A 24,680-nucleotide genomic window follows, 5' to 3' on the forward strand; every position below is an offset into this window, starting at 1 on the left:
TCAGGAGATCACCATGCCTAAAGGCGTTCCCGACACTGTCCCCGACGACGGATTGACCACACGTCAGCGTCGCAACGCGCCGGTGCTTGCCGTCCACACCGGACCGGGAAAGGGCAAGTCCACCGCAGCATTCGGGATGGCGCTGCGTGCCTGGAACCAGGGATTCGACATCGGCGTCTTCCAGTTCGTGAAGAGCGCAAAGTGGAAAGTCGGCGAGGAAGCCGCCTTCCGCGCACTCGGAAACCTGCACGACGAGAGTGGCGTCGGCGGTCCGGTGCAGTGGCACAAGATGGGTGAGGGCTGGTCGTGGACTCGTAAAGCGGGTAGCGAGGAAGACCATGCGGCAGCAGCTGCGGAGGGATGGCAGGAGATCGCCCGTCGCCTCGCCGACGAAACGCACCGTTTCTACGTCCTCGACGAGTTCACCTATCCGCTCAAATGGGGATGGGTCGACGTCGACGAGGTTGTGCAGACCCTGCGTGATCGGCCGGGAAATCAGCATGTGGTGATCACCGGCCGTGACGCGCCGCAGGCGTTGATCGACGCAGCCGACCTGGTGACCGAGATGACCAAGATCAAGCACCCGATGGACGCCGGCCGAAAGGGCCAGCGAGGCATCGAATGGTGAGTTCGTCCACTCCCGCCGTTGTTATCGCCGCACCCGCATCGGGTAGCGGAAAGACCACGGTGGCAACGGGATTGATCGGTGCACTCCGGCGATCCGGCAGCAGTGTTGCACCGTTCAAGGTTGGTCCGGATTACATCGACCCGGGCTATCACGGACTTGCGGCGGGAAGGCCGGGTCGCAACCTCGACACGGTGCTCGTCGGCGAAGAACGCATCGCTCCGCTCTATCAGCACGGCACCGCCGACTGCGATATCGCGGTGGTCGAAGGCGTCATGGGCCTCTTCGACGGCAAGATCGACGAAGCCAATGCGCAGGCATCCGCAGAAGGGTCGACGGCGCAGGTGGCCGTGGTTCTGGGGGCACCGGTTGTTCTGGTCATCGACGCTCGCGGCCACAGCCAGAGCCTGGCCGCCGTGTTGCACGGCTTTGCCACCTACGACGCTAGTGTGCGGATCGGCGGCGTCATCCTCAACCGCGTCGGCAGCGCCCGGCACGAGCAGGTTCTGCGCCACGCGTGCGACAAAGTGGGGATACCGGTACTCGGGGTTGTTCCGCGCCTGGCCGAACTGGAAGTGCCGTCGCGTCACCTGGGGTTGATTCCGGCTGCCGAGCACGGCACCGCGGCAGTCGCCGCCGTGGACGCGATGTCGGAGTTGATCGCAACTCACGTCGATCTCGGCGCGGTGCGCGCATTGGCCGCATCGAATGTTGTTGCACCTGTGTGGGATCCAGTACAGGAAGTGGGGGAGCATCGCAGCTCGCGGCCCGTGGTGGCAATGGCGGGCGGGCCTGCCTTCACCTTCGGGTACGCCGAACATCGTGAACTTCTCAGTGCCGCAGGCGCGGACGTGCAGGTCTTCGATCCGCTGCGCGACGAATTGCCCTCCGGTACTGCCGCGTTGGTCCTTCCCGGCGGATTTCCGGAGGAGCATGCCGTTGACCTCGCGTCGAATACTGTTCTGCTGGCGCAGGTTCGAGAGCTGGCCGCCGGCGGAGCACCGATCCACGCCGAGTGCGCGGGACTGCTCTACCTCGCCCGCAGCCTCGACGGTCATGCCATGGCCGGAGTTGTCGGCGTCGACGCCGTTTTCGGTAAACGACTCACACTCGGTTATCGGGAGGCGGTGGCGTTGACGGACTCGAGTCTCTTTGCGGCGGGTTCGCGTGTCGCCGGGCACGAATTTCACCGAACGTCTCTCGTCAGTGCCGACGCCGACGGGTGCGCAACCGCATGGGGTTGGCGACCGTGGGACGGCGGCGCAGTGCGCGAGGGATTTGTCAACGGTGGAGTTCACGCGTCGTATCTCCACACACACCCGGCGGGTCAGCCCGAGTCGATCGCCACCTTTGTCGAGGCCGCGCGTGGCTGAGGTCTATGTCGGACTCGGGTTCACTACATCTGCCTCTGCTGTCGAGATCGTCGACGCTGTGCGAGGGATACTGCCGCAGGGCGCGACGCTCGTTGGTCTTGCCACCGCCGCGGTCAAAGCCTCCGCCCCGGCGCTGATCGACGCCGCGCAGATCCTGTCAGTCGATGTCGCGGCGTTCACGTCGGAAGAACTTGCAGCCGTGAACGTTCCGTCACCGTCAGCGCGCGTAGAGCAGGCTGTCGGCACTGCGAGCGTTGCCGAGGCGGCAGCGATCCTGGCTACCGGTCACGGACAGTTGACAGTAGGTAAGACCTCGACCGGTGCGGTGACAGTAGCCGTGGCCAGTAAAGTTCCCCCAGCGAGCGCAGGTTTTCCCGCGAGCACAGCTTTTCCAGCGAGCACAAAGATCGACGATGAAATGGAGTGCGAGTGAGCGAGCCCACCGCAGACGAGACCAACTACCTGGTCGGACTCAACCTGACCGATCGACGCGTTGTCGTATTCGGCGGCGGGACGGTCGCTCAGCGCCGCCTCGGCCTGCTGGTCGCGTCGGGCGCGGCAGTTCACGTGATCAGCCGCGAGGTCACGCCGGCAGTCGAGGGCATGGCAACGGCAGGGCAGATCACACTCGAGCTGCGTCCGTACCAGGAGGGTGACCTCGAGGGTGCCTGGTACGCAATCGCGTCGACCGACGAGCCGGAGACCAATGCGGCGATCGTCGCGGAAGCGGAGCGTCATCGAGTCTTCTGTGTCCGCGCGGACAACGCCAAGCACGGCACTGCCGTCACACCCGCAAGTGCCGAGTACGACGGTATGAGCATCGGCGTCCTGGCCGGCGGCGATCATCGTCGTTCGGCAGCCGTCCGTACCGCGGTGGTCGAAGGTCTGCAGTCCGGTGTCCTCGCGGATACGGCCGAACCGGCGGCGCCTGGCGTTGCACTGGTCGGCGGTGGGCCAGGTGACCCGGATCTGATCACGGTGCGCGGTCGACGGTTGCTGGCCCGCGCCGACGTTGTTGTTGCCGACCGCTTGGCGCCGCCGGAGTTGCTGGCTGAGCTCGGTCCTGATGTCGAGGTCATCGACGCCGCGAAGATTCCGTACGGCCGGGCCATGGCGCAGGAAGCCATCAACGCTGCGCTGATCGACAACGCGAAGGCCGGAAAGTTCGTCGTGCGGCTCAAGGGCGGTGACCCCTACGTCTTCGGTCGTGGCTACGAAGAACTCGAAGCGTGTGCCGCAGCCGGTGTTCCGGTGACCGTAGTGCCCGGAATCACGAGTGCCATTTCCGTACCGTCGGCAGCCGGCATTCCCGTCACGCATCGCGGTGTCACGCACGAGTTTGTAGTCGTGAGTGGGCACGTTGCTCCGAATCATCCGGATTCGCTGGTCGACTGGTCGGCTTTGGCGAAGCTGCGCGGCACGATCGTGCTGCTCATGGCCGTCGAACGCATTGATCAGTTCGCGGCTGCACTCATCGAGGGTGGGCGTGCCGCGAGCACTCCGGTCACGGTGATCCAGGAGGGCACACTACGTACGCAGCGTGAGTTGCGGGCCGATCTGGCGACCGTTGCTCAGCGCGTCAAGGACGAAGAGATCAAGCCCCCGGCCATCATCGTGATCGGACCGGTGGCGGGCTTTTCCGTCAACGCTGGGTAACGTGAAGTCTTGTGTCTGATTCCCCAAAATCTGAAACCGCTCAATCCGCGGCCCCAGCGGTCAATGCGCCGGTAGCGACCCGAGTCATCGGACTCGCCATCATCGTCCTGAGCGGTTTGCAGATGATGGTGGTGCTCGACGGCACCGTCGCCAACCTTGCGCTTGCGCCGCTTCAGGCTGATCTCGGCCTCAGCGACAGCGGCCGAAATTGGGTGCTGACGTCGTATGCCCTGGCGTTCGGCGGGCTGATGTTGCTCGGTGGGCGACTCGGTGACGCGTACGGCCGCAAGAAAATGTTCATCGCGGGCGTCACGCTCTTCACCGTGGCGTCGTTGTTGTGTGGTCTTGCGTTGAACGAGGGCATGCTGATCGCGGCGCGGGCCCTGCAAGGCGTCGGAGCGGCCGTAGCGTCGCCGACGGCCTTCGCTCTTGTGGCCACTACATTCGCCGCGGGTCCGGCTCGTAATCAGGCCATCGCGATTTTTGCCGCCATGACCGGCGTCGGTTCGATTGCCGGGCTGATCATCGGCGGCGCGTTGACCGAGGTGTCATGGCGACTGATCTTCCTCATCAACGTTCCCATCGGAATTGTGCTTGTCGGGATGGCGTTTCGGGCTCTGCGCGAAACAACGCAGACTCGGCTCGCCCTGGATGTGCCGGGCGCGATTCTCGCCACGCTCGGCTGCACCGGCATCGTCTTCGCATTGACCGAGGGGCCGGAAATGGGCTGGGGGAGCGTCGCCGTTATCGGTGCGTTGGTCGCCGGACTGATCGCTCTCGGAGCATTCCTCTTCGTCGAACGCACCGCCAAGAATCCGTTGCTCCCGTTCTCGTTGTTCGCCGACCGGAACCGCGTTGCGACCTTCCTGGCGATCTTCTTCGTCGGTGGTGCGATGTTCAGTATGACCGCGTTTGTTGCGCTCTTCGTGCAGGACATCATGGAGTACTCGCCGCTGCGCTCAGGTTTGGCGTTCATTCCGTTTGCCATCGGACTAGGTGCCGCAGCAACGGTCGCGTCGAAGTTGGCGGTCCGTGTCCAACCTCGCTGGCTGGTTCTGACCGGTGTGCTGATCATGATCGTCGGACTTCTCTACGGCTCCACCCTCGACTCCAGTTCCACCTACCTTGCCAACCTTTTTGTCCCCGTCATCGGCATCGGATTCGGTATCGGACTGGCGATGGTGCCGCTGCCACTGTGCGCGATCGCCGGTGTTCCCGAGACGGAGATCGGCCCGTTGACCGCCATTTCCCAGGTTGCCCAGACGCTTGGCGGCCCACTCGCGCTGTCGGTCATCGGCGCGATGGCAACGTCGAAAACTCTCTCGCTCGGCGGTATTTCGGGCAAGGCTGCCGACATGAATCCGGCCCAGCTGATTGCCCTCGGAGAGGGGTACACCTTTGCGCTTGTCGGCTGTGCGATCTGCGCGGTACTTGCCGGCATTGCGGCCGCGTGCATCAGATTCACCCCGGCCCAGGTAGCTCAGGCGCAGGCTGCGGAGAAGGCCGCTCAGGGAATTAGCTGATCAGCCCTGTTTTTGTGCGTCGCAACTGGATACGATCGTTGCAAGAGGGCCGAGATTCTCGAAGGATCGGAGTGCCGTGATGCGGATCGCGGATATCTTGCGCAACAAGGGCAACAGCATTGTCACCATCGACGCTCACACCACCGTCAACGCGTTGCTGTGCGATCTTGCCCGCCACAACATCGGCGCAATGGTCGTCCTCGACGGCGACGCGGTTGTCGGAATCATCTCCGAGCGCGATGTCGTGCGGCGTTTGCACGAGCGGGGTCCGGAATTGCTGGCCACGGAAGTGTCCGAGGTGATGACAGCGTTGATGTACACGTGCGTGCCTGCTGATTCCGTGGACAGTATTGCCGCGATCATGACCGATCGCCGAATCCGCCATCTGCCGGTCATCGAGGACGGCGAACTGCTCGGAATCGTCAGCATCGGTGACGTGGTCAAGAGCCGGATCGACGAGTTGCAGAGCGAGCGCGATCACCTCGAGTCGTACATCGACCAGGGCTGATCGATGGGCTGTCTCACGGTGGCTACTCTCGTGTGATGGCTGCAATCCAGGATTCCACAGCAGGCACTGGCACATCCGTGACCGGCCTCGAGAGCACGTTCGCTGACGAGCTTGGCGCTTTGACGGTTCCGTGGCAAGGTACTGCCGCGCCTGACCCGCAGTTGCTCGTCGTCAACGAACGGCTGGCTGCATCGTTGGGCTTGGACGTAGACGCGCTGCAAAGTGTGGACGGGGTTGGCGTCCTGTCCGGGTCGACGGTGCCGGTTGGGGCAAAACCGGTGGCGATGGCGTATGCGGGTCATCAGTTCGGTGGATACGCACCGATCCTCGGGGACGGTCGGGCGTTGCTACTCGGTGAACTGTCGACCGGTGACGGTCGGCGAGTGGATCTGCATCTCAAGGGCTCGGGGCGCACGCCGTTCTCTCGGGGCGGTGACGGGTATGCAGTTGTCGGGCCGATGCTGCGCGAATATCTGGTCAGTGAGGCGATGTATGCCCTCGGTGTCCCCACCACGCGCGCGCTGTCGGTGGTGGCGACTGGACGGGACGTTCGCCGCAACGGCGCAGAACCCGGTGCCGTGCTTGCACGGATCGCGTCGAGTCACCTTCGAGTTGGGACCTTCGAGTTCGCGGCCCGGCAGGGCGAGGTCTTGCAGTCGCTCGCCGATTACGCGATCGCCCGGCACTACCCGGAGCTGACCGAACTGCCGGCAACGGGTACACACAATCGCTACCTGAGGTTCCTCGAGGGGGTGGTCGAGGCGCAGGCGTCACTGGTGGCGCGGTGGATGCTCATCGGTTTTGTACACGGAGTGATGAACACCGACAACACGACAATTTCGGGGGAGACCATCGATTACGGTCCGTGCGCCTTCCTCGACGCGTTCGATCCGGCGGCAGTGTTCAGCTCGATCGACAGCGGCGGCCGCTACGCGTTCGGCAATCAGCCCGCCGTCTTGAAGTGGAATCTGGCGCGCTTGGCAGAAACACTGTTGCCGCTGATCGATTCCACACCCGACGATGCGATTTCCGCGGCGTCGGCAGTTCTCGACACCTTCGACGAGCGTTACGAGGGCCACTACGCGGCCGGCATGGCGGCAAAGCTCGGTCTGGCCCACCCGATTGTCGATCGGGCGCTTGTCGACGATCTGCTGACATTGTTGGCGGAACACGGTGCTGATTGGACGGGCAGTTTCCGTGCTCTCGCGGACGAACTGCGCGGAAATTCGGCGCCCCTCGACGACCTCGTGCCACGGGATCACATCGCGCCCTGGTTGCAGCGGTGGCACGACGCCCTGACGGAACAGGGACGCGAGGCCGTGGAGACCGCGAGCGCGATGGATCGCGTCAACCCGCTATACATTCCGCGTAATCATCAGCTCGATGCTGCTCTGTCTGCCGCGACCGACGGGGACCTCGTTCCCTTCGAGAAGCTGCTCGAGGTTGTCACGCATCCGTTCGACCGACGCGACGAGTGGTCCGACTACACCGAGGCGGCCCCGCAGTCTTTCAGTGAAACGTTCCAAACCTTCTGTGGCACTTGATTTATGATCGAACACCGCCAGCACCTCACTGCCGGCGGGCCGCTTGATCATGCGCGTTCCACCGGGAGCCACAGTTCGCACGTGGCCGTACTGAAATCATCGGCGCGGTCGAGAACTGCGACGATCGACGGACCCGGCCGGAGTCGCCACGGGTTCGACGGAAACCAGTCCGTCGCGGTCGCTGCCCAGGTCGCCTGCAACGCAGCCGGATACTCGCCCTCGGTGCGGAACACCGCCCACCTACCGGCAGGAACCTCGATCGTGTCGAGATCGTCGGGCACCGGCGTCGTGTCGGTGACGGCGATGCCGTGCAGGTAGGTCAACTCGCTTCCCTCGGTGTAATCCGGGTCGACGTCGGCGCTCACTTGGAGCAGGCCGGCCGGTTCGGTGTTGCCCAGCGCTTTGAGGCGGGCGTGCTCTGCAGGCGGCAGAGAAGCGATGTGGGCTTGGATGTGGGGGTTGACGCCCTCGTGGATGAGGGGCACGCGCGTGGCGTGGCCGACGAGGCGGAGCGCCGGTCGATCGGTGATGCGGGTGTCCATGGTGATGTTCCCTTCTACGGTCAGGCGGAACCTGAGCTGCGGTTGCGTTCGAAGGGGGCCGCCATCTCGCTTGACGTCGCCGGGGCTGACGCCGTGCACGGATCGGAAGGCTCGGCCGAAGGCTTCGGTCGACCCGTAGCCGTAGCGGACCGCGATGCTCAGCAGGTTCCCGTTTCCGAGAACGTCTGCCGCTGCGACCGACATGCGGCGACGCCGGATGTACTCCGACAGCGGCATGCCCGCCAGGGACGAGAACATCCGCCGGAGGTGGTATTCCGTCGTGCCGAGCTCAGTCGCCAATGAAGCCACATCGAGGTCGTCGTTCAGACGATCCTCGACCAACTCGACCAGTCTGTTCAGCTCCGCGATCATGGCGCCTCCTTCGACACCCACACTTCCGGGTCGTCCCGATCGGCACCCTACTATCGCGGTCCGATCGGATCGTCTTTGTACGCGCAGTCGTCCTCCGACATTCCGTTTTCAGAAGTGCCGTGCACAAACCGTCCAGCTGACTTTGCGGTGCAGGGTTGATCGGCTGGTGAAGTCGTCAATCCGTCAGGATGATCAATTCGCGCTCCGACGCGATTTCCACGCGCAGGCCCGCCTTCGACGCGACTCGGGCAACTCCCTTGATGTCGCTGGGTTCGGCGCGCGAGACCACCAGGGCGCGCGCGAGCAGACCCTTGTGATGCTTGTTGAAGTGACTGACCACGGTGCGGGTGCCGTCCGGCTTTTCGGTTAGCACGGTGGCGATTAGTGCGTCAGGAACAGGTCCGAGGTCTTGGTAGGTGCCGGATCGTAGATCGATGACAAGGCCGTCGGCTTCGGCGGCCAAGGCCTTCGGCAGCTCCGGCTTCCACAGCGAGCGCAGCGTCCCCATCCCCGGCAGCTTGGACCCGCCGGAGAGGCGGTAGGCGGGAATCAGATCGCCTGCCCGGACGGCGCCGAACAGGGCAGAACCGATAGCGATTCGATCGAGTGCCTTGGCCTTCTGAGCGCGCGTGAACGACTTCGCGTCAAGGGCGTCGAACAGCACACCGGTGTAACGCTGCAAGGCGGGGCGGGTTGCCGAGACCCACAGTTTCGCGTTGCGTTCCACCTCGTCCGCCTGGGTCGGTCCGAGCCCCAGCGCCTGGCACGAGGCGTCGACATCGGCGGCTAGATCGACGAGCGTCTGCACCAGCAATTCGCGCGTTTCGGTCAACTGGGGCATCGACAGTTCAGCCAGATCGAGGGGCGCGTCCTTGCCGCCGTCGGACTTGGTTTCTGAGGGAGGCAGCAATACAAGCACCCCGATACCGTACCGACGCCTGCGGACGGTACAGCGCCGACTATCCTTGTACCTCGTGATTACCCGTCTGTCCCACCTGTTCCTGCGTACCCTGCGTGACGATCCCTCGGACGCCGAAGTTGCGAGCCACAAACTGCTGGTTCGCGCCGGCTACGTGCGCCGAATCGCTCCAGGCGTCTACTCGTGGTTGCCACTGGGATTGCGGGTGCTGCGCGAGGTCGAGCGCGTTGTCCGCGAAGAGATGAATGCCATGGGAGGCCAGGAAATCCTGCTCCCCGCATTGCTGCCGCGTGAACCCTACGAGGCATCCAACCGGTGGACCGAATACGGCGCCGGACTGTTCCGCCTCAAGGACCGCAAGGGTAACGACTACATGCTCGGCCCGACCCACGAGGAGCTTTTTGCTCTGACGGTCAAGGGTGAGTACAACTCCTACAAGGATTTCCCGGTCACCCTGTACCAGGTGCAGACCAAGTACCGCGACGAAGAGCGTCCGCGCGCCGGCATTCTGCGTGGCCGCGAGTTCGTCATGAAGGACTCGTACTCCTTCGACCTCACCGACGAGGGTCTGACGGCGTCGTACCAGGCGCACCGCGACGCGTACGAGAAGATCTTCACGCGGTTGGGCGTCAAGTACGTCATCGTCTCGGCTACGTCGGGCGCGATGGGCGGCAGCGCATCCGAAGAGTTCCTCGCCGAGAGTGAGATCGGCGAAGACACCTACGTGCGCTGCCTCGAATCCGGTTACGCCGCAAATGTCGAGGCCGTCAAGACGGTTGTGCCCGAAGCCATTCCGTTCGACGGACTGCCTGAGGCCAAGGTCTACGACACCGCGAACACCCCCACCATCGACACCCTGGTGGACTGGGCGAACGGTGCCGACCTCGGCCGCACGATCACCGCTGCCGACACCCTCAAGAACATCATGGTCAAGACCCGCCTGCCCGGCGGCGAATGGGAACTTCTCGGCATCGGCATCCCCGGCGACCGTGAGGTCGACGAAAAGCGCCTCGAAGCTTCGCTCGAGCCCGCCGAGTTCGTGATGATCACCGAGACCGACTTCAAGAACAACCCGTTCCTGGCCAAGGGCTACATCGGCCCGAAGGCGCTGCAGGCCAACGGTGTTCGCTACCTCGTTGATCCGCGCGTCGTGGACGGCACCAGCTGGATCACCGGCGCCGACGAAGACGGCAAGCACGTTGTCGGCCTTGTTGCCGGTCGCGACTTCACACCCGACGGAACCATCGAAGCCGCCGAGGTTCGCGACGGCGACGCATCTCCCGACGGAGCCGGCACGCTGGTCTCGGCCCGCGGTATCGAAATCGGTCACGTCTTCCAGCTCGGCCGCAAGTACACCGATGTGTTCAACGTCGACGTCCTCGCCGAGAACGGCAAGCCGGTTCGCCCGACCATGGGTTCGTACGGCGTCGGCGTCTCGCGCCTCGTGGCCGTCATCGCCGAGCAGCACCACGACGAGAAGGGCCTGCGTTGGCCCGCCGAGGTCTCACCGGCCGATGTCTACCTCGTCATCGCGAACAAGGACGAGACCGCTCGCGAAGGCGCCGAAGGCCTCGCGGCGCAACTCGACCGTGCCGGACTCGAAGTGATTCTCGACGACCGAAAGGCGTCGCCTGGCGTGAAGTTCAAGGACTCCGAGCTGATCGGTGTTCCGCTGATCGTTGTCGTCGGCCGTGGTTGGGCCGACGGTAAGGTCGAAATCCGCGACCGCTTCACCGGCGAAAGCCGCGAAATCGACGCCGATTCGGCAATCGAGGAGATCATCGCCGCAGTTCGCGGCTGATCCCAGAAGATGTGCGGGCCGCCGCAGACACCGTTCGAGGTGTCTGCGGCGGCCCTTCTTTTCTGCCACAATCGTTCCTATGGAACGCGAACCGGATTGGGCAGAAGTCGACGGTTACCTTGTCTCCACGTTGGTAGGTGAAGATCCGGTCCTCGATGCGGCACTCGCCGCCAACACCGCGGCCGGCCTGCCGCCTATCGACGTAGCGCCGAACCAAGGCAAGTTGCTCCATCTGTTTGCTCGAATGTGCCTGGCGCGCAACGTCCTCGAAATCGGAACCCTCGGCGGGTACAGCACCATCTGGTTGGCCCGCGCCGTCGGACCGTCGGGACGCGTCATCAGTCTCGAATTCGAGCCGGCACACGCCGAGGTAGCGCGCGCCAACATCGAACGCGCCGAACTCGCCGATCGGGTCGACATCCGCGTCGGCGCTGCCCTCGACAGCCTGCCGTTGATCGCGAAGGAAGAACTCGGTCCCTTCGACCTGGTGTTCATCGACGCGGACAAGGAAAACAACAGCGAATACGTGCGGTGGGCCCTTGCACTGTCGCACCCGGGAACCGTCATCGTCGTCGACAACGTCGTGCGTGGGGGACACGTCTCGAATCCGGACATCGACGACGAGCGAGTCAAGGCCAGTCGTGCCGTCCTCGAGATGATCGCGGCCGAACCGCGACTCGACGGCACCGCGATTCAGACCGTCGGATCGAAGGGGTGGGACGGGTTCGCCGTTGCAGTAGTCAACGAGTGAGCGCACACTCGAAGCGGTGAGGATGCTGGGGGCAGCAAAGGCGGTATGGCAGTGGGTGCGGAGCGCACCCGGGACGTATATCTGGTTGTTGGCCCTGCTCTTCACCACACTGTTCCTGCGGCATCTTCCCGACAATGTCGAGGAACACTTTCTCGGTAAACGCTCCACTAATCTGCATCACCTCTCCGAAGACCCGATCCGCGTCCTGTTCTCGAGTGCCTTCTGGCTCGAAGGTGGTGGCTGGCTGGGGTATTTGGTTCTGTTCACTGTTTTTCATGCCACGGCAGAGCGCTGGCTCGGGACGTGGCGGTGGTTGTGCGTTGTCGTGATCGCGCACGTCGGCGCCACCTACATCAGTGAAGGTGTTCTCTACGAAGGCATTCGGCACGGATATGTCGCAGAGTCGGCGGTCAACACTCTCGATGTCGGGGTCAGCTACGGATTGGCCGGTGTCGTCGGTGTTCTCGTGTACCGGATTTCGAAGCCCTGGCGCTACGTCTACCTCGGTGCAGCAGTGATTTTCTATGCGGTGCCGTTGATCTTTGCTACGACATTCACTGCGGTCGGGCACATGTCGGCGTTACTTCTCGGAGTGGCGTGTTATCCGCTGACGCGGGCTCGGACGGGGGTGTGGAATCCGGCGGATCTATTGCCGGCGCGGAGGGCTGCGCCGGCTTCGTGAACTCTTCCCAACCTAAGTTACTCACTGGTAGGTTTACGGCATCGACGAAAGGTATGACGTGTCTGACACCGACGGATTGCTGTTCAACCCCCACACCGAAGATTTTGCCCGTTTTGATCCCGAGACTCGCAGGCTGCTGCTGGCAACAGTCGAATGGTTCGAAAGCCGTGGCAAGAATCAGCTCCTGCATGACGATCTCGAAGCTGTTTGGGTGTCGGACTTCCTCGACTTCGTCAAGAAGGAGAAGTTGTTCGCGACATTCCAGACTCCAGCGGCTTACGCCGACGGCGACGAGAACCGTCGCTGGGACGGTGCCCGCAACGCGGCACTGAGTGAGGTCTTCGGCTTTTACGGACTCGCGTACTGGTACGCGTGGCAGGTCACGATCCTCGGACTCGGACCGATCTGGATGAGTGACAACGACGCCGCAAAGAAGCGTGCAGCGCAGGAACTCACCGACGGCGGAGTCATGGCGTTCGGACTCTCCGAGCGCGACCATGGCGCCGACGTCTACTCCACCGACATGCTTCTCACTCCGGCCGACGGCGACGTTGCCTTCCGGGCCAGCGGTGAGAAGTACTACATCGGCAACGGCAACGTCGCCGGAATGGTGTCGGTATTCGGGCGTCGCACCGATGTCGACGGACCCGAGGGGTACGTGTTCTTCGTTGCGGACAGCGCGCACCCGAACTACCACCTCGTCGACAACGTCCTCCGTGGTCAGATGTACGTCAGCAACTTCCGCTTGGAGGACTACCCGGTCCGCGAGGAAGACATCCTGCACACCGGTGTCGCGGCGTTCGAGGCAGCGCTCAACACCGTGAACGTCGGAAAGTTCAACCTCTGCACCGGTTCGATCGGAATCAGCGAGCACGCGTTCTTCGAGGCAATCACCCACGCGCAGAATCGAATTCTGTACGGAAATCCCGTCACCGACTTCGCTCACGTCCGAGCGGCGTTTGTCGACGCGTACTCCCGGCTGGTTGCGATGAAGCAGTTCAGCGCGCGGGCTGTCGACTACTTCCGCAGTGCGAGTCTCGATGACCGTCGCTACCTTCTGTTCAACCCGATGACCAAGGCCAAGGTCACCTCAGAAGGTGAGCGCGTTGTCGGACTTCTGCACGACGTTATTGCTGCCAAGGGCTACGAGAAGTCCACGTACTTCCGCGAAGCCGCGCAGGTGATCGGCACACTGCCCAAGCTCGAAGGCACCGTTCACGTCAATGTCGGCTTGATCCTCAAGTTCTTGCCGAACTACCTCTTCAATCCGGCAGAGTTCCCGGAGATCGTCACGCGCGACGACGCAGCCGACGACGAGTTCTTCTGGAATCAGGGACCGACTCGCGGCGCCGCGAAAATTCAGTTCCACGAGTGGAAGCCGGTGTACGAGAAGCACTCTTCGATCCCGAACGTCGCTCGTTTCTACGAGCAGGCGATCGCACTCACCGAATTGCTCACTGCCGCAGCGCCGGACGCGCAGCAGCAGAAGGATCTCGATTTCATGCTCAACGTCGGGCATCTGTTCTCGCTCGTCGTGTACGGGCATCTGATCCTCGAGCAGGCCGACATCGCCGGACTCGACGCCGATGTCGTGGATCAGATCTTCGACTTCCAGATTCGCGATTTCTCCGGCTATGCGATTGCGCTGCACGGGAAACCGTCGTCGACACCGGAACAGCAAGCTTGGGCGCTCGCAGCTGTGCGCAAGCCCGTCGTAGACAGTGAGCGCTTCGACCGCGTGTGGCAGCAGGTCAAGGCCTACGACGGCGCATACGAGATGCGCGCATGAGCGCGGTGGCAACCCGCGATCAGTTGATGGCGGTAGTCGAGGGATCTCCCAAAGCTGTCGGTGCACACGATCGTTCGGCGTGGGTGTCGCTGTTCAGCGCAGACGGTCAGGTCAATGATCCTGTTGGTTCGCGTCCGCACAACGGGCGGGCGTCGATCGAGAAGTTCTACGACACATTCATTGCCCCGAACACCATCACGTTCCATGTCGAGCGCGACATAGTGTGTGGCCGAACAGTGTGGCGCGACCTCAGCCTCGCCACCGAAATGTCGACGGGCGTTGTCCTGAACGTGCCGATGCATCTGCGCTACGACCTGGTGGGCGAGCCGGATTCGTTGCAGATCGGAACCCTCTACGCCCATTGGGAATTGGCGACCATGTTGAGTCAGCTTGCCACCGCGGGCGCAGCAGGCGTCAAGGCTGCGGCCAAGCTCACGCCGCAGTTGCTGTCCAACCAGGGGATCGGGGGAGCGATTGGCTTCTCCAGCGGCATCCTCGGGGTCGGGTCCAAGGGCAAGCGGGCGGCAACACGATTCCTCGACGCCGCAAAGGTCGGCCGGATTCCGCCCATTCCGGTCGAGCTTCCGGCGGGCACGCACCTGTCTACCGCAGACGCCAACGATCTTCTGGCCGGCGTGAGCCGGGGCAAGGTCCTCGCTGCCGGCCGCACGGCCACGGCAAGCGTTGTCGTCTGCGGTGAACCGGCCATCGCGCTCTTCGGATTCGAGGCCTCGGGGCATCGGATCAACCGGGTGCGGTTCTTCACCGAGAGCTGACGTTATTGGCTCGGCGCACCGATTCCGGCGCGCCGAGCCTGCGTCGTCCTTGTTTAGAGAGCGCCGAGATCGGCGGACAGCCAGGTGTGCGGTTTCATGTAAATTGCGACCTGCTCGCCCAGTTGAGAGCGGGCAAAGTCGAGATAACCGTCAACCTTGTCCGGGGTCAAATATCGCCGCGATACTTCGACCAGCATCTCGTCGGTTCCAGGCACGATTTTGTCGACGGAACCTTCGACGCTCACATAGCGGATGGTCGGCTCGAGTCGTTGAGCCATGAGGGAGAAGTGCCCAGCAGACTCTATGAGCTGGGCCTTTTTCGATCCTTTTCCCGTGAGAATCCAGGGGCTGCCACCTGGTGAATAGAGATACCAGATCGGGACTGTCAACGGACCGCGCTCGGAGTTGTTCGCCACCGACAGCGCTGCTACGTGCGGCTCGGCCAGAAACTGTTCACGCTCATTCTCGGAGAGTGCCATCACCTGAGACTACAGCGGCATTCGACAGGCTGGCCAGCGTTGTGGCGCCCTCATTTCGGGACGAGTTGATCGGCCAGGATCCGGGCGGCTTCCTCGAAACGATCTGGATGTGAACCGCCGAAGTTCAGACGAATGTATGCGGCGGTTGGTTCCGCCGGAAACCACTCGGCCCCAGGGGAAATCGAGAGGCCGTGCGTGAGGCACCTGGTTGCAAACGTTTCGGAATCGGAGCCGTCCGGCAGGCGAAGCCATAAGTTGAGACCACCGGCGGGTTTGTGGGTGAGCGTGAGTTCCGGTGCATGAGTATCCAATTCGCGGATCAGATGGTCACGCCGTTCGCGCAGTAGTTCGCGAACGTTTCGCCGATGAGTAACCCACGAAGGTTGGGTGAGGACGTCGACCGCCGCAGCTTGCAGAATCCCGGAAACGTACAGGTCATCGATGGTGCGATCGGTTTCGATTCGTCGTCGCGCCGGACCGCGTGCAACAACGGCCGCGACCCGTAGTGCCGGCGACGTGCTCTTGGTGAGCGACCGGACGTAGATCACGTGGCCGTCGGGGTCGTTCGCAGCCAGGGGAGTGGCGTCCATGTCGATTCCGAAATCGTGCGCCCAGTCGTCTTCGATCACGAATACACCGTGATCGCGCACGACCTTCATGATCGATTGCCTCTCAGCGTCCGACCAGAGTGCTCCGGTTGGGTTGGCAAAATGTGGTTGCGCATAGAACAAGCGCGCTCCGGAGAGTTCGAACGTGGTGGCAAGATCATCCGGATCCGGCGCGTGCGTCCCGCGGGCGACGGGCACAACGCTCAGCCCGGCCTGTTTGGCTGCTGCGATGGCACCCCAGTACGTGGGCGACTCCATCACGATGGCATCGCCGGGACCTGCAAGCGCCCGGAACGTCGAAGACAGTGCACTCTGCCCTCCGGGTGTGATCAGGACGTCGGAATCGCGCACCGTGGTAGCGCCGCCCGTGGTGAGCTCGTGGGCGAACCACTCGCGGAGTTCTCCAAGCCCTGCGGTGTGCGGTCGACGTGCCGCAAGTGAGCTCCGCGCAGCCCTCGACAGTGCTCCGCGGATCTGACGAAGGGGAAGCAACTCGTCCGTTGGGTAGCCGCTGTGCAGCGAGATCGTGTCTGCCGTAACCGTGAGCATGCTTGATCCGATGGGATTGGCGTCGACCCGGCTCGGACCGAGACTGGTTGTCTGCCAAGAATAGTCGGATATCTGAGGCGCTCGCTTGCGGGCGACGAAATTTCCCGAACCTGGGCGGGTTTCAACCAGGCCTTCACCCACGAGTTGGCGGATTGCGTGCTGCACAGTGACAGGCCCCACGCCGTGCGTTGCGGCCAGCGCCCGAGTGGAGGGGAGTTGCATTCCGGCGGTCGACGACGCGATCAGCGTGCGCAAGCCGTCGACTACCCGTCGGCTACTGCTATCGTGGGACATGAATGACAATAGTAGCGCTATCGCAAACGGATCGGCACCGCTATCGGGTCTGTGGTGGGGGCTCCTGGGAGTTCTGGCGTTTTCGTTCACGGTTCCACTGACAAGAATCGCAGTCGCTGACCTTGATCCGTTGTTCATCGGCGCCGGCCGGGCTGTAGTGGCGGGAGGGTTGGCGACGATTGCGCTGCTGGCTTCGCGCGCCGCCATTCCCAGCCTTCGGCAATGGGCACGGATTGCACTTGTCGCCATCGGAGTCGTTCTCGGGTTCCCTCTACTCACCACGTTTGCAGTGCAAACATCACCGGCCAGTCATGCCGCCGTCGTGATCGGGCTATTGCCTGCCGCGACGGCCGTACTGGCCGTACTTCGGGGGAAAGAACGGCCGAGTCAGGCATTTTGGTGGGCGAGTGCGGCCGGCGCGATATCGGTGGCAGTGTTCGTCGCATGTGCAGGCGGCGGACTCGGTTCGTTCCACCTCGCGGATCTTCTGCTGGTCGGGGCAGTGATCTGTGCTGCTCTCGGGTACTCCGAAGGAGCTTTGCTGGCCCGCGAAATCGGATCATGGCAGACAATCGCCTGGGCGTTGATTCTCGCACTGCCCGTTACGGCCACCATGACCGTTGTGTCGGTGGTGAATACGCCCGTCCACGCCGACGCCAATTCATGGCTTGCGTTTGCCTACCTCGGTGCCATCAGCATGTTTCTCGGTTTCTTCCCCTGGTACCGGGGCCTGGCGATGGGGCCGATCTCCACAGTCAGTCAGACGCAGCTGGTTCAACCGGTTCTCAGCATCGCGTGGTCGGCCTTGATCCTGGGCGAGGAATTGTCGCTGTCCATCGTCGCGGGCGGCATCGTGGTGATTGGCTGCGCGTGGCTTGCGCTCAAGGCGCGCGTAGCGGCGCCGGGCACCGCGAGGGTGCGCGACGCCGCTACGGCGTCCGGTGTGCGTGGCTCAGAAGAGCGGGCCGCCACCGAATGCAGCACGATGTGACGCCGGCTGCTTGCCGTTGGCGTCGGTGATTCCGTAGTCGAGTGCAGTTTCCGCGGTGATCAGCGTGTGCCCGCTGCGGGAGTTGACGTCGGGATCGTTGGCCAGTGCCGTGATGACCTGCCCGACGAATTCCGGGGTTTCCGCCTCGGCGAGGGAGAAGCCCTCGAAGCTCTCCATTCCGCTGGCTTCCATTCGCTCGTTGCGAATCAAGCCGAGCCAGAAGGACAGTGCGGTGACTCCGGTTCCTTTCAACTCGACGGCCATGTCCGCGGCCATCTTGTCGAGTCCGGTCTTCGACATCCCGTACAGCACGGAGTGCAAGTATCCGCGGCTGCCGAACGACGAGATATGGCCGATGACACCGCTTCCGCGCGGAACCATCAACTTGGCGGCTTCCACGGACGCGACGTAATGCGCGCGCAAACCGATCCCGATCAGGGAGTCCCAGTCGGCGACGGGGCGCTTCCAGAACGGATCCGTGAAACCTGCGTAGCCGGCAGGGTTGGCCCACACGTTGTTGACGAGGAGATCGAGACGGCCGGACTGCTCGTCGGCAATGCGGGCAAAGAGATCAACGATTTGCTGATCATCGCTGTGATCACACTGCACGGCGATTCCCCGGCCACCACGCTCGGTGATCTCCGCGGCTGCAGCGTCGAGTGGGCTGTTGGTGCCGACTTCACCGCGCGCGGTCACATACACGGTCCAGCCGTCGCTGCCCAGCGCCAACGCGATTCCTTTGCCGACACTGCGACTCGCGCCGGTTACCAGTGCAACCTTTGATCCAGTCATTCTTGACTCCCCACTGATCCCTCGGCGAGGACGGTCTCGGCTGACAGGGGAGTGGTCATCGACCACGTCTCCGTGAAGTGGCAGCGACTCATCTTCCACGCTCCGTCCTCGATCACATACGCGTCGTCGTATTCGCCCGTCATCAATTTCTGAGTCCGAGCGACGGTGTCGATCTGGCGGAACTGCAGCGTCCATCGTCCGAGTGCGGAAGTCTCCGAAGTTATTTCGATATCGGGGTGAAGTCCGTGGTGCATGTCGAGGACCGCGTAGTGGCCGTCGACTTTGCGCAGGGCGACTGCAGTGAAGATGTCGGCCATCGGGCCCGCGTCGTCGAACGCCCCCAACTGGCCGTAGTCGATGGACGCGCCGCTCTTGATGAAACTGTTGCGGAACGCGACCGGGTCCTTGGCATCACAGGCGCGCCAGTAGTTGTACTTGAGCTTTTTGATCTCTTCGATCTGCTCGAGGGCGTCGATGCGTTGTGCAAGATCCAACGTCGGTCCTTTTCGTCCGGTTTTACGTGATGTGTCGGAACCCGACTCTATGGTGCGTTCCATCACACATGTGACGTAAATCCCAGTGGCCGGTCAGGTGTCCGAGTCGGATGCAGGCGCGGTGCCGGTGGCGGAGAGTGTTGTTGCGGCCGATTCGCCGAAGACGCTGACGCACAGTTCCCCTAACGCGGGATCCTCGTCGATGTGGTCCGGCGCTTTCATCGCGAGCAGATTGTTGATGAGCATGCCGTTGGCGATGAACATCCGGGCCTGCTCGGGGGTGCAACCGGTTCGATCACGCACCAGGCTGTAGATCTTCGACATCGCGAACCGAGACACGGTGGCGATGTCGTCTGTGCCGGTGGCGAACCCGTGCAGCATGACGAGCAGTAGGTCGCGGTCCAGGATCAGCTCGCCGTAGGCGGAACCGAGCTCGGCCCAGAACTCCGGATCGTCAGGCTCGATATCAAGTGTGTCCAGCTTTTCGGTGAAGGTTCGGACGATCTCGTCGAGTGCTCGCGCGAACACCGCCCGGAACAGTTCTGCTTTCGTTCCGAACATGCGCACAATGTACGGCTGCGAGACACCGGCTTCCTTCGCGACCGCATCGGTGCTGGTGCCGGAGTATCCGCCGCGGGCGAAGGCCCTGGTGGCTGCTGCAAGGACAAGCGCCCGGCGCTGGGGCGCGCTCATCCTTCGCTTGGGTGTGGCGGAATCTTCGCTCGACATATTGACAGGTTATCAGTTGATAACTTAGCGTCGAATAAGTAATCAACTGATACCTAAGCGAAGGCGTGCAATGACTGTTTTGGCGAATGCCGGTGCCGCACCCGGTTCGGAAGGGACCCGCAGGCGATCAGTACCGGTTGCGATTGCGATCGTCGCGGCGTCCCTGCCGATGTTCATGGCAACCCTCGACAATCTGGTGATGACCAGCGCATTGCCGGTGATCGAGAAGGACCTGAATGCGTCCGTGAGCCAGTTGCAGTGGTTCATGAATGCGTACACGCTTGCGTTTGCGACGCTGATGTTGTCGGCGACGACGCTCGGCGATCGCTGGGGTAGGCGACGCATGTTCGTCGGCGGGATCGGACTGTTCACCGCGGCGTCAATTGCCTCCGCGCTCTCGACATCGGCAGGACTGTTGATCGCGGCACGCGCCGTTCAAGGCGTCGGCGCTGCCGCCATCATGCCGCTCTCGCTGACACTGCTCGTGGCTGCGGTTCCGGAAGCCAAGCGCGCCATGGCAATCGGCATCTGGGGTGGAGTATCGGGGCTCGGTATCGCGATGGGTCCGGTGGTGGGCGGCGCTGTGGTCGACGGTTTTTCGTGGCAAGGGATCTTCTGGATCAACGTGCCGGTAGCAATCGTCGCAGTTCCGCTCGCAATGTATGCACTGCGCGAATCGACCGGGCGGAAGCAACCTTTGGACGTCGCCGGGGTCGCGCTGGCCGGACTTGGTGTGTTCCTCGCTGTCTGGGGCATCGTTCACGGAAACGACGACGGTTGGGGTTCCTTCGGTGTTGTCGCATCGCTGGTGGGTGCCGTAGTTGCCTTGGGGCTGTTCATCGTTCGCGAACGAACCACGTCGCACCCCGTGATGCCGTTGCGTCTGTTCCGATCCAGAAGCTTCTCGATGGCAAACGTGATCGGACTGACCTTCTCGATCGGCATCTTCGGTGCGGTGTTCCTGCTCTCGCAGTACCTCCAGATCGCGATGGGGTTCACACCGTTCGAAGCCGGGTTGCGGACGCTTCCATGGACCGCGGCGCCGATGGTGTTCGCCCCGCTCGCGGGCTTCCTCGCCCCGAAAGTGGGACTGCGGCCGCTGCTTCTCACCGGTCTCGGTCTACAAGCCGGCGCGTTGTTCTGGTTGGCTGCTCGCATCGGTCCCGACGCCACGTACGCGTCACTCGTCCCCGCACTTCTCATGGCCGGAATGGGCATGGGGCTGACCTTCGCGCCCAATGCCACCGCGGTACTCGTCGACATGGACGCGCCGGATCACGGCACGGCCAGTTCGACCAACGCAACACTTCGCGAGATCGGCGTCGCATTGGGAATCGCAGTCCTGACAGCGGTGTTCCTGGCCGCAGGTGGAGCGTTGACGCCGCTGGGATACAGCGAAGCACTGACGCCGGCCCTGCGAGTCGGCGGATGTTTTGTACTGGTCGCGGTAGTGGCGGCGTGGTTTGTGCCGACTCGGAAGTGAGTTTTGCTGTGCGCCTTTATCAACCGCGGGCGGTTAATGAAGGCGCACAGCACTATTCGCCGGGAAACGCCGATGTTGCGGGAGTTGTCCCGAGTGCGAGGTTCCATCCAGCCCCGCGGATCGAGGCGTCTGTGAGCGCCTCGACTCCGAAAGTGCGGAGATCGTCGGAATCGGCCTGTTCGATCAACGCGCGATACGCAGCCGCGGTATCGGCTTCGATCTGTGCCGCCAACTGCGCTGCCGTGATGGCGTCGGTGACCGGGAAAGGGATGTCGTAGCCGGCGGCGGCAATCGGGGGAGTGAGGCCCGCGTCGACGGCGATGACGGAGAGAGCGTCACGGCGCGCCCGGTGGGTTGCCATGTGGGTGGCAACCTCGTTGGCCCGAGCCGGGTTGGAGAACGCTGCGACGACGCCGTAAGCGAAGATTGCGGCGTTCTCGGATTCGATGGCGTCGAGCACGGCTGAATCACTGGTTGTCGATGTGCGCAGAATGCTCATGGCAGCAGTACCGCCGTCTGGGTGGCGCACGCCGCGCTGATCGAACCGAGTAGTCCGGCGCGATAGCCCGATGTCGTCCGAGCGAGATCGGCAGCGCTGCGAGCGGACTCCGCTAACGACGCGCGCACGGCGTCGATCCCCGCGGGCGCTGCCGGTGCGGTCGACGACGCTGACGGCGTTGACGTGGTGCCGGCACCCCCGCCTGCCGCTCGCGCGATCTCGGCGTCGAGGGCATCGGCATGAGCGGTGCGCTCCGCGCTGATCGTCGTGAGCGCGGCAACACGTTCCGGTGCCAGCGCGATCGAATTGCTTGCAGCGGCGGCGTCTGCTCGTGCGCGATCGGCCTGCGAGGTCAGCTGGTCGACTTCTACGGCGGCCTGGGCGGAGCCGTTGTCAGTACACGCTGTGGCCGCGAAGGCGATGGCGCCGATCGATGCCGCACCTGCGATCTTCAGCGCACTCCGGCGGGAGTGGGAGGTGGTGGATAGGGGCGTCAGCACTCGTCCATGGTGCCAGGTACCGCGCGATTCGTTCGAATCAGGCAAACGTGTTCACGTGTGATGTGTAACGGTCGGTCTGGTCGCAGTCATCTCGAAGGGGCGGTACTCTTGGATGCTTGGCCGGACAGTGTGGCGAATGGTGTCTTTGGCATGCCCACAAACTGGGTACCTGCTACTTCGAGACCTGCATCACACAGGCCTGAGCCACACAGACTGACAACACCGAGTCGATGCGAGTCGACGACAACTGAAACGAGGAGTTCGCGAGATGCCGGTGCCATCCAAGGACAGGGTTATCGAGCTGGTCTCCGAACTCGTGCAGTCCAAGGGCTACGACGTCGAGGACGTCGTGGTCACTAATGCGGGCAAGCACAGCGCCGTTCGCATCATGGTCGACAGTGACGCCGGTATCGAACTGGATGCCGCTGCCGAGATCAGTCGGCTCGTCTCCGAGTTGTTCGACAGCCTCGAGGAAATCGGGGAAGCGCCGTACACGCTCGAGGTCACGTCGCCCGGGATCGATCGGCCGCTGACAGCAGAGCGACATTGGCGCCGCGCACGTGGGCGCAAAGCACGCATCGATCTTGCCGACGAGACCGTCGTCGGTCGAATCGGTGTCCTCGGCGAGGATTCGGTTGCAGTGGTCATGAACGGTCGCGGCGGTCTGACAGTCCGCGGGATACCGCTGGCAGACGTGCAGAAAGCTGTTGTGCAGGTCGAGTTTTCGAAGCCGAGCGACGCAGAGCTGGAACTTGCCGGAGGAATTCCGGAGGGTCGGGCAGTGCATACGGACCTCGACGAGTCCGACGCACAGGTGCTCGATTCCGAAGAAGACGTAGAAGACGTAGATAACGAAGAAGGGTTCGACAAGTGAATATCGACATTGCAGCGTTGCGAGCGATCGAGGCCGAAAAAGGCGTCCCGATCGAAACAGTGATCGCCACGATCCAGACCGCGCTGCTGACGGCGTACCGACACACCGAGGGCCACAAGCAGAACGCTCGGATCGACGTCAATCTCAAGACCGGATCGGTGCGAGTCATGGCTCACGACACCGACTCCGACGGAAATATGGTGGGCGCCGAGTGGGACGACACCCCCGAGGGCTTCGGCCGGATCGCGGCGACCACCGCGCGTCAGGTGATTCTTCAGCGTCTGCGTGATGCCGAGCACGAGCGCAGTTTCGGCGAGTACTCGACGCACGAAGGCGAAATCGTCGGTGGTGTGATCCAGCGAGACACCCGCGCGAACTCGCGTGGCATGGTTGTCGTGCGAATCGGCAGCGACGCGCATGGCACCGAAGGCCTGCTTCCGCCGGCCGAGCAGGTTCCTGGTGAAAGCTACGAGCACGGCGAGCGCATCAAGTGCTACGTCGTCGGGGTTGCCCGCGGCGCGCGCGGCCCGCAGATCACGCTGTCGCGCACCCATCCGAACCTGGTTCGGAAGCTGTTTGCACTCGAGGTTCCCGAAATTGCCGACGGCAGCGTCGAGATCATCAATGTTGCCCGCGAAGCTGGTCACCGTTCCAAGATCGCGGTTGCGTCGCGCGTTCACGGGCTCAATGCGAAGGGTGCATGCATCGGTCCTATGGGGCAGCGCGTGCGTAACGTCATGAGCGAACTTGCCGGCGAGAAGATCGACATCATCGACTACGACGAGGACCCCGCGACATTTGTGGGCAACGCACTCTCTCCGTCGAAAGTGGTCTCCGTCACTGTTGTCGACCTCGATGCCCGCGCAGCTCGGGTTATCGTGCCTGATTTCCAGCTGTCGCTGGCCATCGGCAAGGAGGGTCAAAATGCCCGCCTTGCTGCGCGGTTGACCGGTTGGCGTATTGATATTCGAAGCGATGCAGCACCGGTCGACGACGCGTCGGATCGCTCCGGCGCGTCAAACGGATAACGGTGGAATGCAGTGTTCCAGACAGTTCGACGGTAGAGTAGACGATGGTTCGACGTGAGTCCTCGGATTTTGCGCGCGCGACGCCCGGTTCGCCGGTCAGAACGTGTGTGGGATGCAGGGAACAAGGGTCGGCTGCCGATCTGTTGAGGGTCGTGGTTGGTGGGCAGGGGCCGGAGGGTTCCCTGCTTGTCCCCGACGTATTGCGAAGGCTCCACGGTCGAGGTGCATGGCTGCACCTGGATCCGAGTTGCCTGAGCCTGGCAGAGCGGCGCCGAGCATTCAGCAGAGCACTGCGAGTGTCCGGAAATCTGGACACGTCCGCTGTCGACCAGCTGGTCGACGCAGTTCACACAAAAGCAGTACCTCTCGAGAAGAACAGGCACAAGCACTCATGAGCACACCGTGAAGCACCAACGATGAACGTCCATCGGCTATAACCCGAGGTCGTGTGGGACCCACATCTGTGGGATGCCTCCTGCTCGACCTCATCAGTGAGGAG

General features: G+C 63.1%; 26 protein-coding genes. 17 read left to right on the forward strand and 9 right to left on the reverse strand.

Translation table 11 applies throughout. The features are described 5' to 3' along the window. Window positions 1–13: 13 nt before the first annotated feature. From cobO to KYT97_RS00650, 7 genes are all read left to right on the forward strand, one after another. Complete coding sequence (gene cobO / locus KYT97_RS00620) at window positions 14–628, forward strand: cob(I)yrinic acid a,c-diamide adenosyltransferase (RefSeq protein ID WP_033234930.1); 615 nt, start codon at window positions 14–16, stop codon at window positions 626–628. Next, window positions 622–1,998 carry a cobyrinic acid a,c-diamide synthase CobB gene (locus KYT97_RS00625; protein WP_219111571.1) on the forward strand — a complete coding sequence of 459 codons (1,377 nt, stop codon included), beginning with the start codon at window positions 622–624 and terminating at the stop codon, window positions 1,996–1,998. The genes cobO and KYT97_RS00625 overlap by 7 nt, the downstream gene beginning before the upstream one ends. After that, window positions 1,991–2,431 carry a cobalamin biosynthesis protein gene (locus KYT97_RS00630; RefSeq protein WP_219111572.1) on the forward strand — a complete coding sequence of 147 codons (441 nt, stop codon included), beginning with the start codon at window positions 1,991–1,993 and terminating at the stop codon, window positions 2,429–2,431. The genes KYT97_RS00625 and KYT97_RS00630 overlap by 8 nt, the downstream gene beginning before the upstream one ends. Then, window positions 2,428–3,654: a uroporphyrinogen-III C-methyltransferase gene (cobA, locus tag KYT97_RS00635; RefSeq protein WP_219111573.1), complete on the forward strand. Its 1,227-nt coding sequence runs from the start codon at window positions 2,428–2,430 to the stop codon at window positions 3,652–3,654. The genes KYT97_RS00630 and cobA overlap by 4 nt, the downstream gene beginning before the upstream one ends. Before the next feature lie 11 nt (window positions 3,655–3,665). After that, window positions 3,666–5,177 carry an MFS transporter gene (locus KYT97_RS00640; protein WP_219111574.1) on the forward strand — a complete coding sequence of 504 codons (1,512 nt, stop codon included), beginning with the start codon at window positions 3,666–3,668 and terminating at the stop codon, window positions 5,175–5,177. A 79-nt stretch (window positions 5,178–5,256) separates the two neighbouring features. After that, window positions 5,257–5,685 (forward strand): CBS domain-containing protein, encoded by a 429-nt coding sequence (locus tag KYT97_RS00645; protein WP_033234926.1) that lies wholly within the window; start codon window positions 5,257–5,259, stop codon window positions 5,683–5,685. Window positions 5,686–5,720: 35 nt separating this feature from the next. After that, window positions 5,721–7,229, forward strand: coding sequence for a protein adenylyltransferase SelO (locus tag KYT97_RS00650; RefSeq protein ID WP_219111575.1), 1,509 nt, complete (start codon window positions 5,721–5,723; stop codon window positions 7,227–7,229). A 47-nt stretch (window positions 7,230–7,276) separates the two neighbouring features. On the opposite strand, the gene KYT97_RS00655 is transcribed toward KYT97_RS00650, so the two are convergent. Together KYT97_RS00655 and yaaA are read right to left on the reverse strand one after the other, a co-directional pair. Then, window positions 7,277–8,143: an AraC family transcriptional regulator gene (locus KYT97_RS00655; protein WP_219111576.1), complete on the reverse strand. Its 867-nt coding sequence runs from the start codon at window positions 8,141–8,143 to the stop codon at window positions 7,277–7,279. A gap of 175 nt (window positions 8,144–8,318) precedes the next feature. Beyond that, window positions 8,319–9,062, reverse strand: coding sequence for a peroxide stress protein YaaA (gene yaaA, locus KYT97_RS00660; RefSeq protein ID WP_033234924.1), 744 nt, complete (start codon window positions 9,060–9,062; stop codon window positions 8,319–8,321). Between the two features lie 55 nt (window positions 9,063–9,117). Between yaaA and KYT97_RS00665 the strand changes: the two genes are divergently transcribed. The 5 genes from KYT97_RS00665 (at window position 9,118) to KYT97_RS00685 (ending at window position 14,861) form a co-directional block, all read left to right on the forward strand. Then, window positions 9,118–10,863, forward strand: coding sequence for a proline--tRNA ligase (locus tag KYT97_RS00665; protein WP_033234923.1), 1,746 nt, complete (start codon window positions 9,118–9,120; stop codon window positions 10,861–10,863). A gap of 79 nt (window positions 10,864–10,942) precedes the next feature. Then, entirely contained in the window at window positions 10,943–11,614 is a 672-nt protein-coding gene (locus tag KYT97_RS00670) for an O-methyltransferase (protein WP_033234922.1), read from the forward strand. 22 nt (window positions 11,615–11,636) lie between these two features. Next, window positions 11,637–12,296, forward strand: coding sequence for a rhomboid-like protein (locus KYT97_RS00675; protein ID WP_219112749.1), 660 nt, complete (start codon window positions 11,637–11,639; stop codon window positions 12,294–12,296). 58 nt (window positions 12,297–12,354) lie between these two features. Beyond that, window positions 12,355–14,085, forward strand: a complete 1,731-nt coding sequence (locus KYT97_RS00680) for an acyl-CoA dehydrogenase family protein (RefSeq protein ID WP_219111577.1) — start codon at window positions 12,355–12,357, stop codon at window positions 14,083–14,085. After that, window positions 14,082–14,861 carry a nuclear transport factor 2 family protein gene (locus KYT97_RS00685; protein WP_219111578.1) on the forward strand — a complete coding sequence of 260 codons (780 nt, stop codon included), beginning with the start codon at window positions 14,082–14,084 and terminating at the stop codon, window positions 14,859–14,861. The genes KYT97_RS00680 and KYT97_RS00685 overlap by 4 nt, the downstream gene beginning before the upstream one ends. A 53-nt stretch (window positions 14,862–14,914) precedes the next feature. Here the strand turns inward: KYT97_RS00685 and KYT97_RS00690 are convergent, their stop codons facing one another. Together KYT97_RS00690 and KYT97_RS00695 are read right to left on the reverse strand one after the other, a co-directional pair. Further along, the gene (locus KYT97_RS00690; RefSeq protein ID WP_033234918.1) at window positions 14,915–15,340 is read right to left on the reverse strand and encodes a pyridoxamine 5'-phosphate oxidase family protein; all 426 of its coding nucleotides are present in this window, start codon (window positions 15,338–15,340) and stop codon (window positions 14,915–14,917) included. Between the two features lie 50 nt (window positions 15,341–15,390). Next, the gene (locus KYT97_RS00695) at window positions 15,391–16,791 is read right to left on the reverse strand and encodes an aminotransferase-like domain-containing protein (RefSeq protein ID WP_219111579.1); all 1,401 of its coding nucleotides are present in this window, start codon (window positions 16,789–16,791) and stop codon (window positions 15,391–15,393) included. On the opposite strand from KYT97_RS00695, the gene KYT97_RS00700 reads away from it, so the two are divergent. After that, on the forward strand, window positions 16,790–17,782 hold the full coding sequence (locus tag KYT97_RS00700; RefSeq protein WP_219111580.1) for a DMT family transporter: 993 nt from the start codon (window positions 16,790–16,792) through the stop codon (window positions 17,780–17,782). The two genes, KYT97_RS00695 and KYT97_RS00700, sit on opposite strands and share 2 nt — an antisense overlap. Here KYT97_RS00700 and KYT97_RS00705 read toward each other — a convergent pair. From KYT97_RS00705 to KYT97_RS00715, 3 genes are all read right to left on the reverse strand, one after another. After that, window positions 17,744–18,574 (reverse strand): SDR family NAD(P)-dependent oxidoreductase, encoded by an 831-nt coding sequence (locus KYT97_RS00705; RefSeq protein ID WP_045067289.1) that lies wholly within the window; start codon window positions 18,572–18,574, stop codon window positions 17,744–17,746. The genes KYT97_RS00700 and KYT97_RS00705 overlap by 39 nt on opposite strands. Then, window positions 18,571–19,068: a nuclear transport factor 2 family protein gene (locus KYT97_RS00710; RefSeq protein ID WP_033235020.1), complete on the reverse strand. Its 498-nt coding sequence runs from the start codon at window positions 19,066–19,068 to the stop codon at window positions 18,571–18,573. Before KYT97_RS00710 ends, KYT97_RS00705 begins: the two co-directional genes overlap by 4 nt. Before the next feature lie 93 nt (window positions 19,069–19,161). Further along, a complete protein-coding gene (locus KYT97_RS00715; RefSeq protein WP_245005982.1) occupies window positions 19,162–19,797 on the reverse strand; it encodes a TetR/AcrR family transcriptional regulator in 636 nt (211 codons plus the stop codon). Between the two features lie 70 nt (window positions 19,798–19,867). Here KYT97_RS00715 and KYT97_RS00720 point away from each other — a divergent pair, with 70 nt between their 5' ends. Continuing rightward, window positions 19,868–21,280 (forward strand): DHA2 family efflux MFS transporter permease subunit, encoded by a 1,413-nt coding sequence (locus KYT97_RS00720; RefSeq protein ID WP_219111581.1) that lies wholly within the window; start codon window positions 19,868–19,870, stop codon window positions 21,278–21,280. 52 nt (window positions 21,281–21,332) lie between these two features. On the opposite strand, the gene KYT97_RS00725 is transcribed toward KYT97_RS00720, so the two are convergent. Both KYT97_RS00725 and KYT97_RS00730 read right to left on the reverse strand, forming a co-directional pair. Continuing rightward, window positions 21,333–21,779, reverse strand: coding sequence for a ferritin-like domain-containing protein (locus KYT97_RS00725; protein WP_219111582.1), 447 nt, complete (start codon window positions 21,777–21,779; stop codon window positions 21,333–21,335). After that, window positions 21,776–22,279, reverse strand: a complete 504-nt coding sequence (locus KYT97_RS00730) for a hypothetical protein (RefSeq protein ID WP_033234912.1) — start codon at window positions 22,277–22,279, stop codon at window positions 21,776–21,778. Before KYT97_RS00730 ends, KYT97_RS00725 begins: the two co-directional genes overlap by 4 nt. A gap of 268 nt (window positions 22,280–22,547) precedes the next feature. On the opposite strand from KYT97_RS00730, the gene rimP reads away from it, so the two are divergent. The 3 genes from rimP to KYT97_RS00745 are packed head-to-tail and all read left to right on the forward strand — an operon-like array spanning window position 22,548 to window position 24,576. After that, window positions 22,548–23,153, forward strand: a complete 606-nt coding sequence (rimP, locus tag KYT97_RS00735) for a ribosome maturation factor RimP (RefSeq protein WP_219111583.1) — start codon at window positions 22,548–22,550, stop codon at window positions 23,151–23,153. Further along, entirely contained in the window at window positions 23,150–24,181 is a 1,032-nt protein-coding gene (nusA, locus tag KYT97_RS00740) for a transcription termination factor NusA (RefSeq protein WP_033234910.1), read from the forward strand. Before rimP ends, nusA begins: the two co-directional genes overlap by 4 nt. Before the next feature lie 44 nt (window positions 24,182–24,225). Further along, entirely contained in the window at window positions 24,226–24,576 is a 351-nt protein-coding gene (locus KYT97_RS00745) for a YlxR family protein (RefSeq protein WP_045067292.1), read from the forward strand. The last annotated feature ends 104 nt before the right edge of the window (window positions 24,577–24,680 follow it).

It is taken from the genome of Rhodococcus globerulus (genome assembly GCF_019334125.1).
GTDB classification, from domain to species: Bacteria; Actinomycetota; Actinomycetes; order Mycobacteriales; family Mycobacteriaceae; genus Rhodococcus_F; species Rhodococcus_F globerula.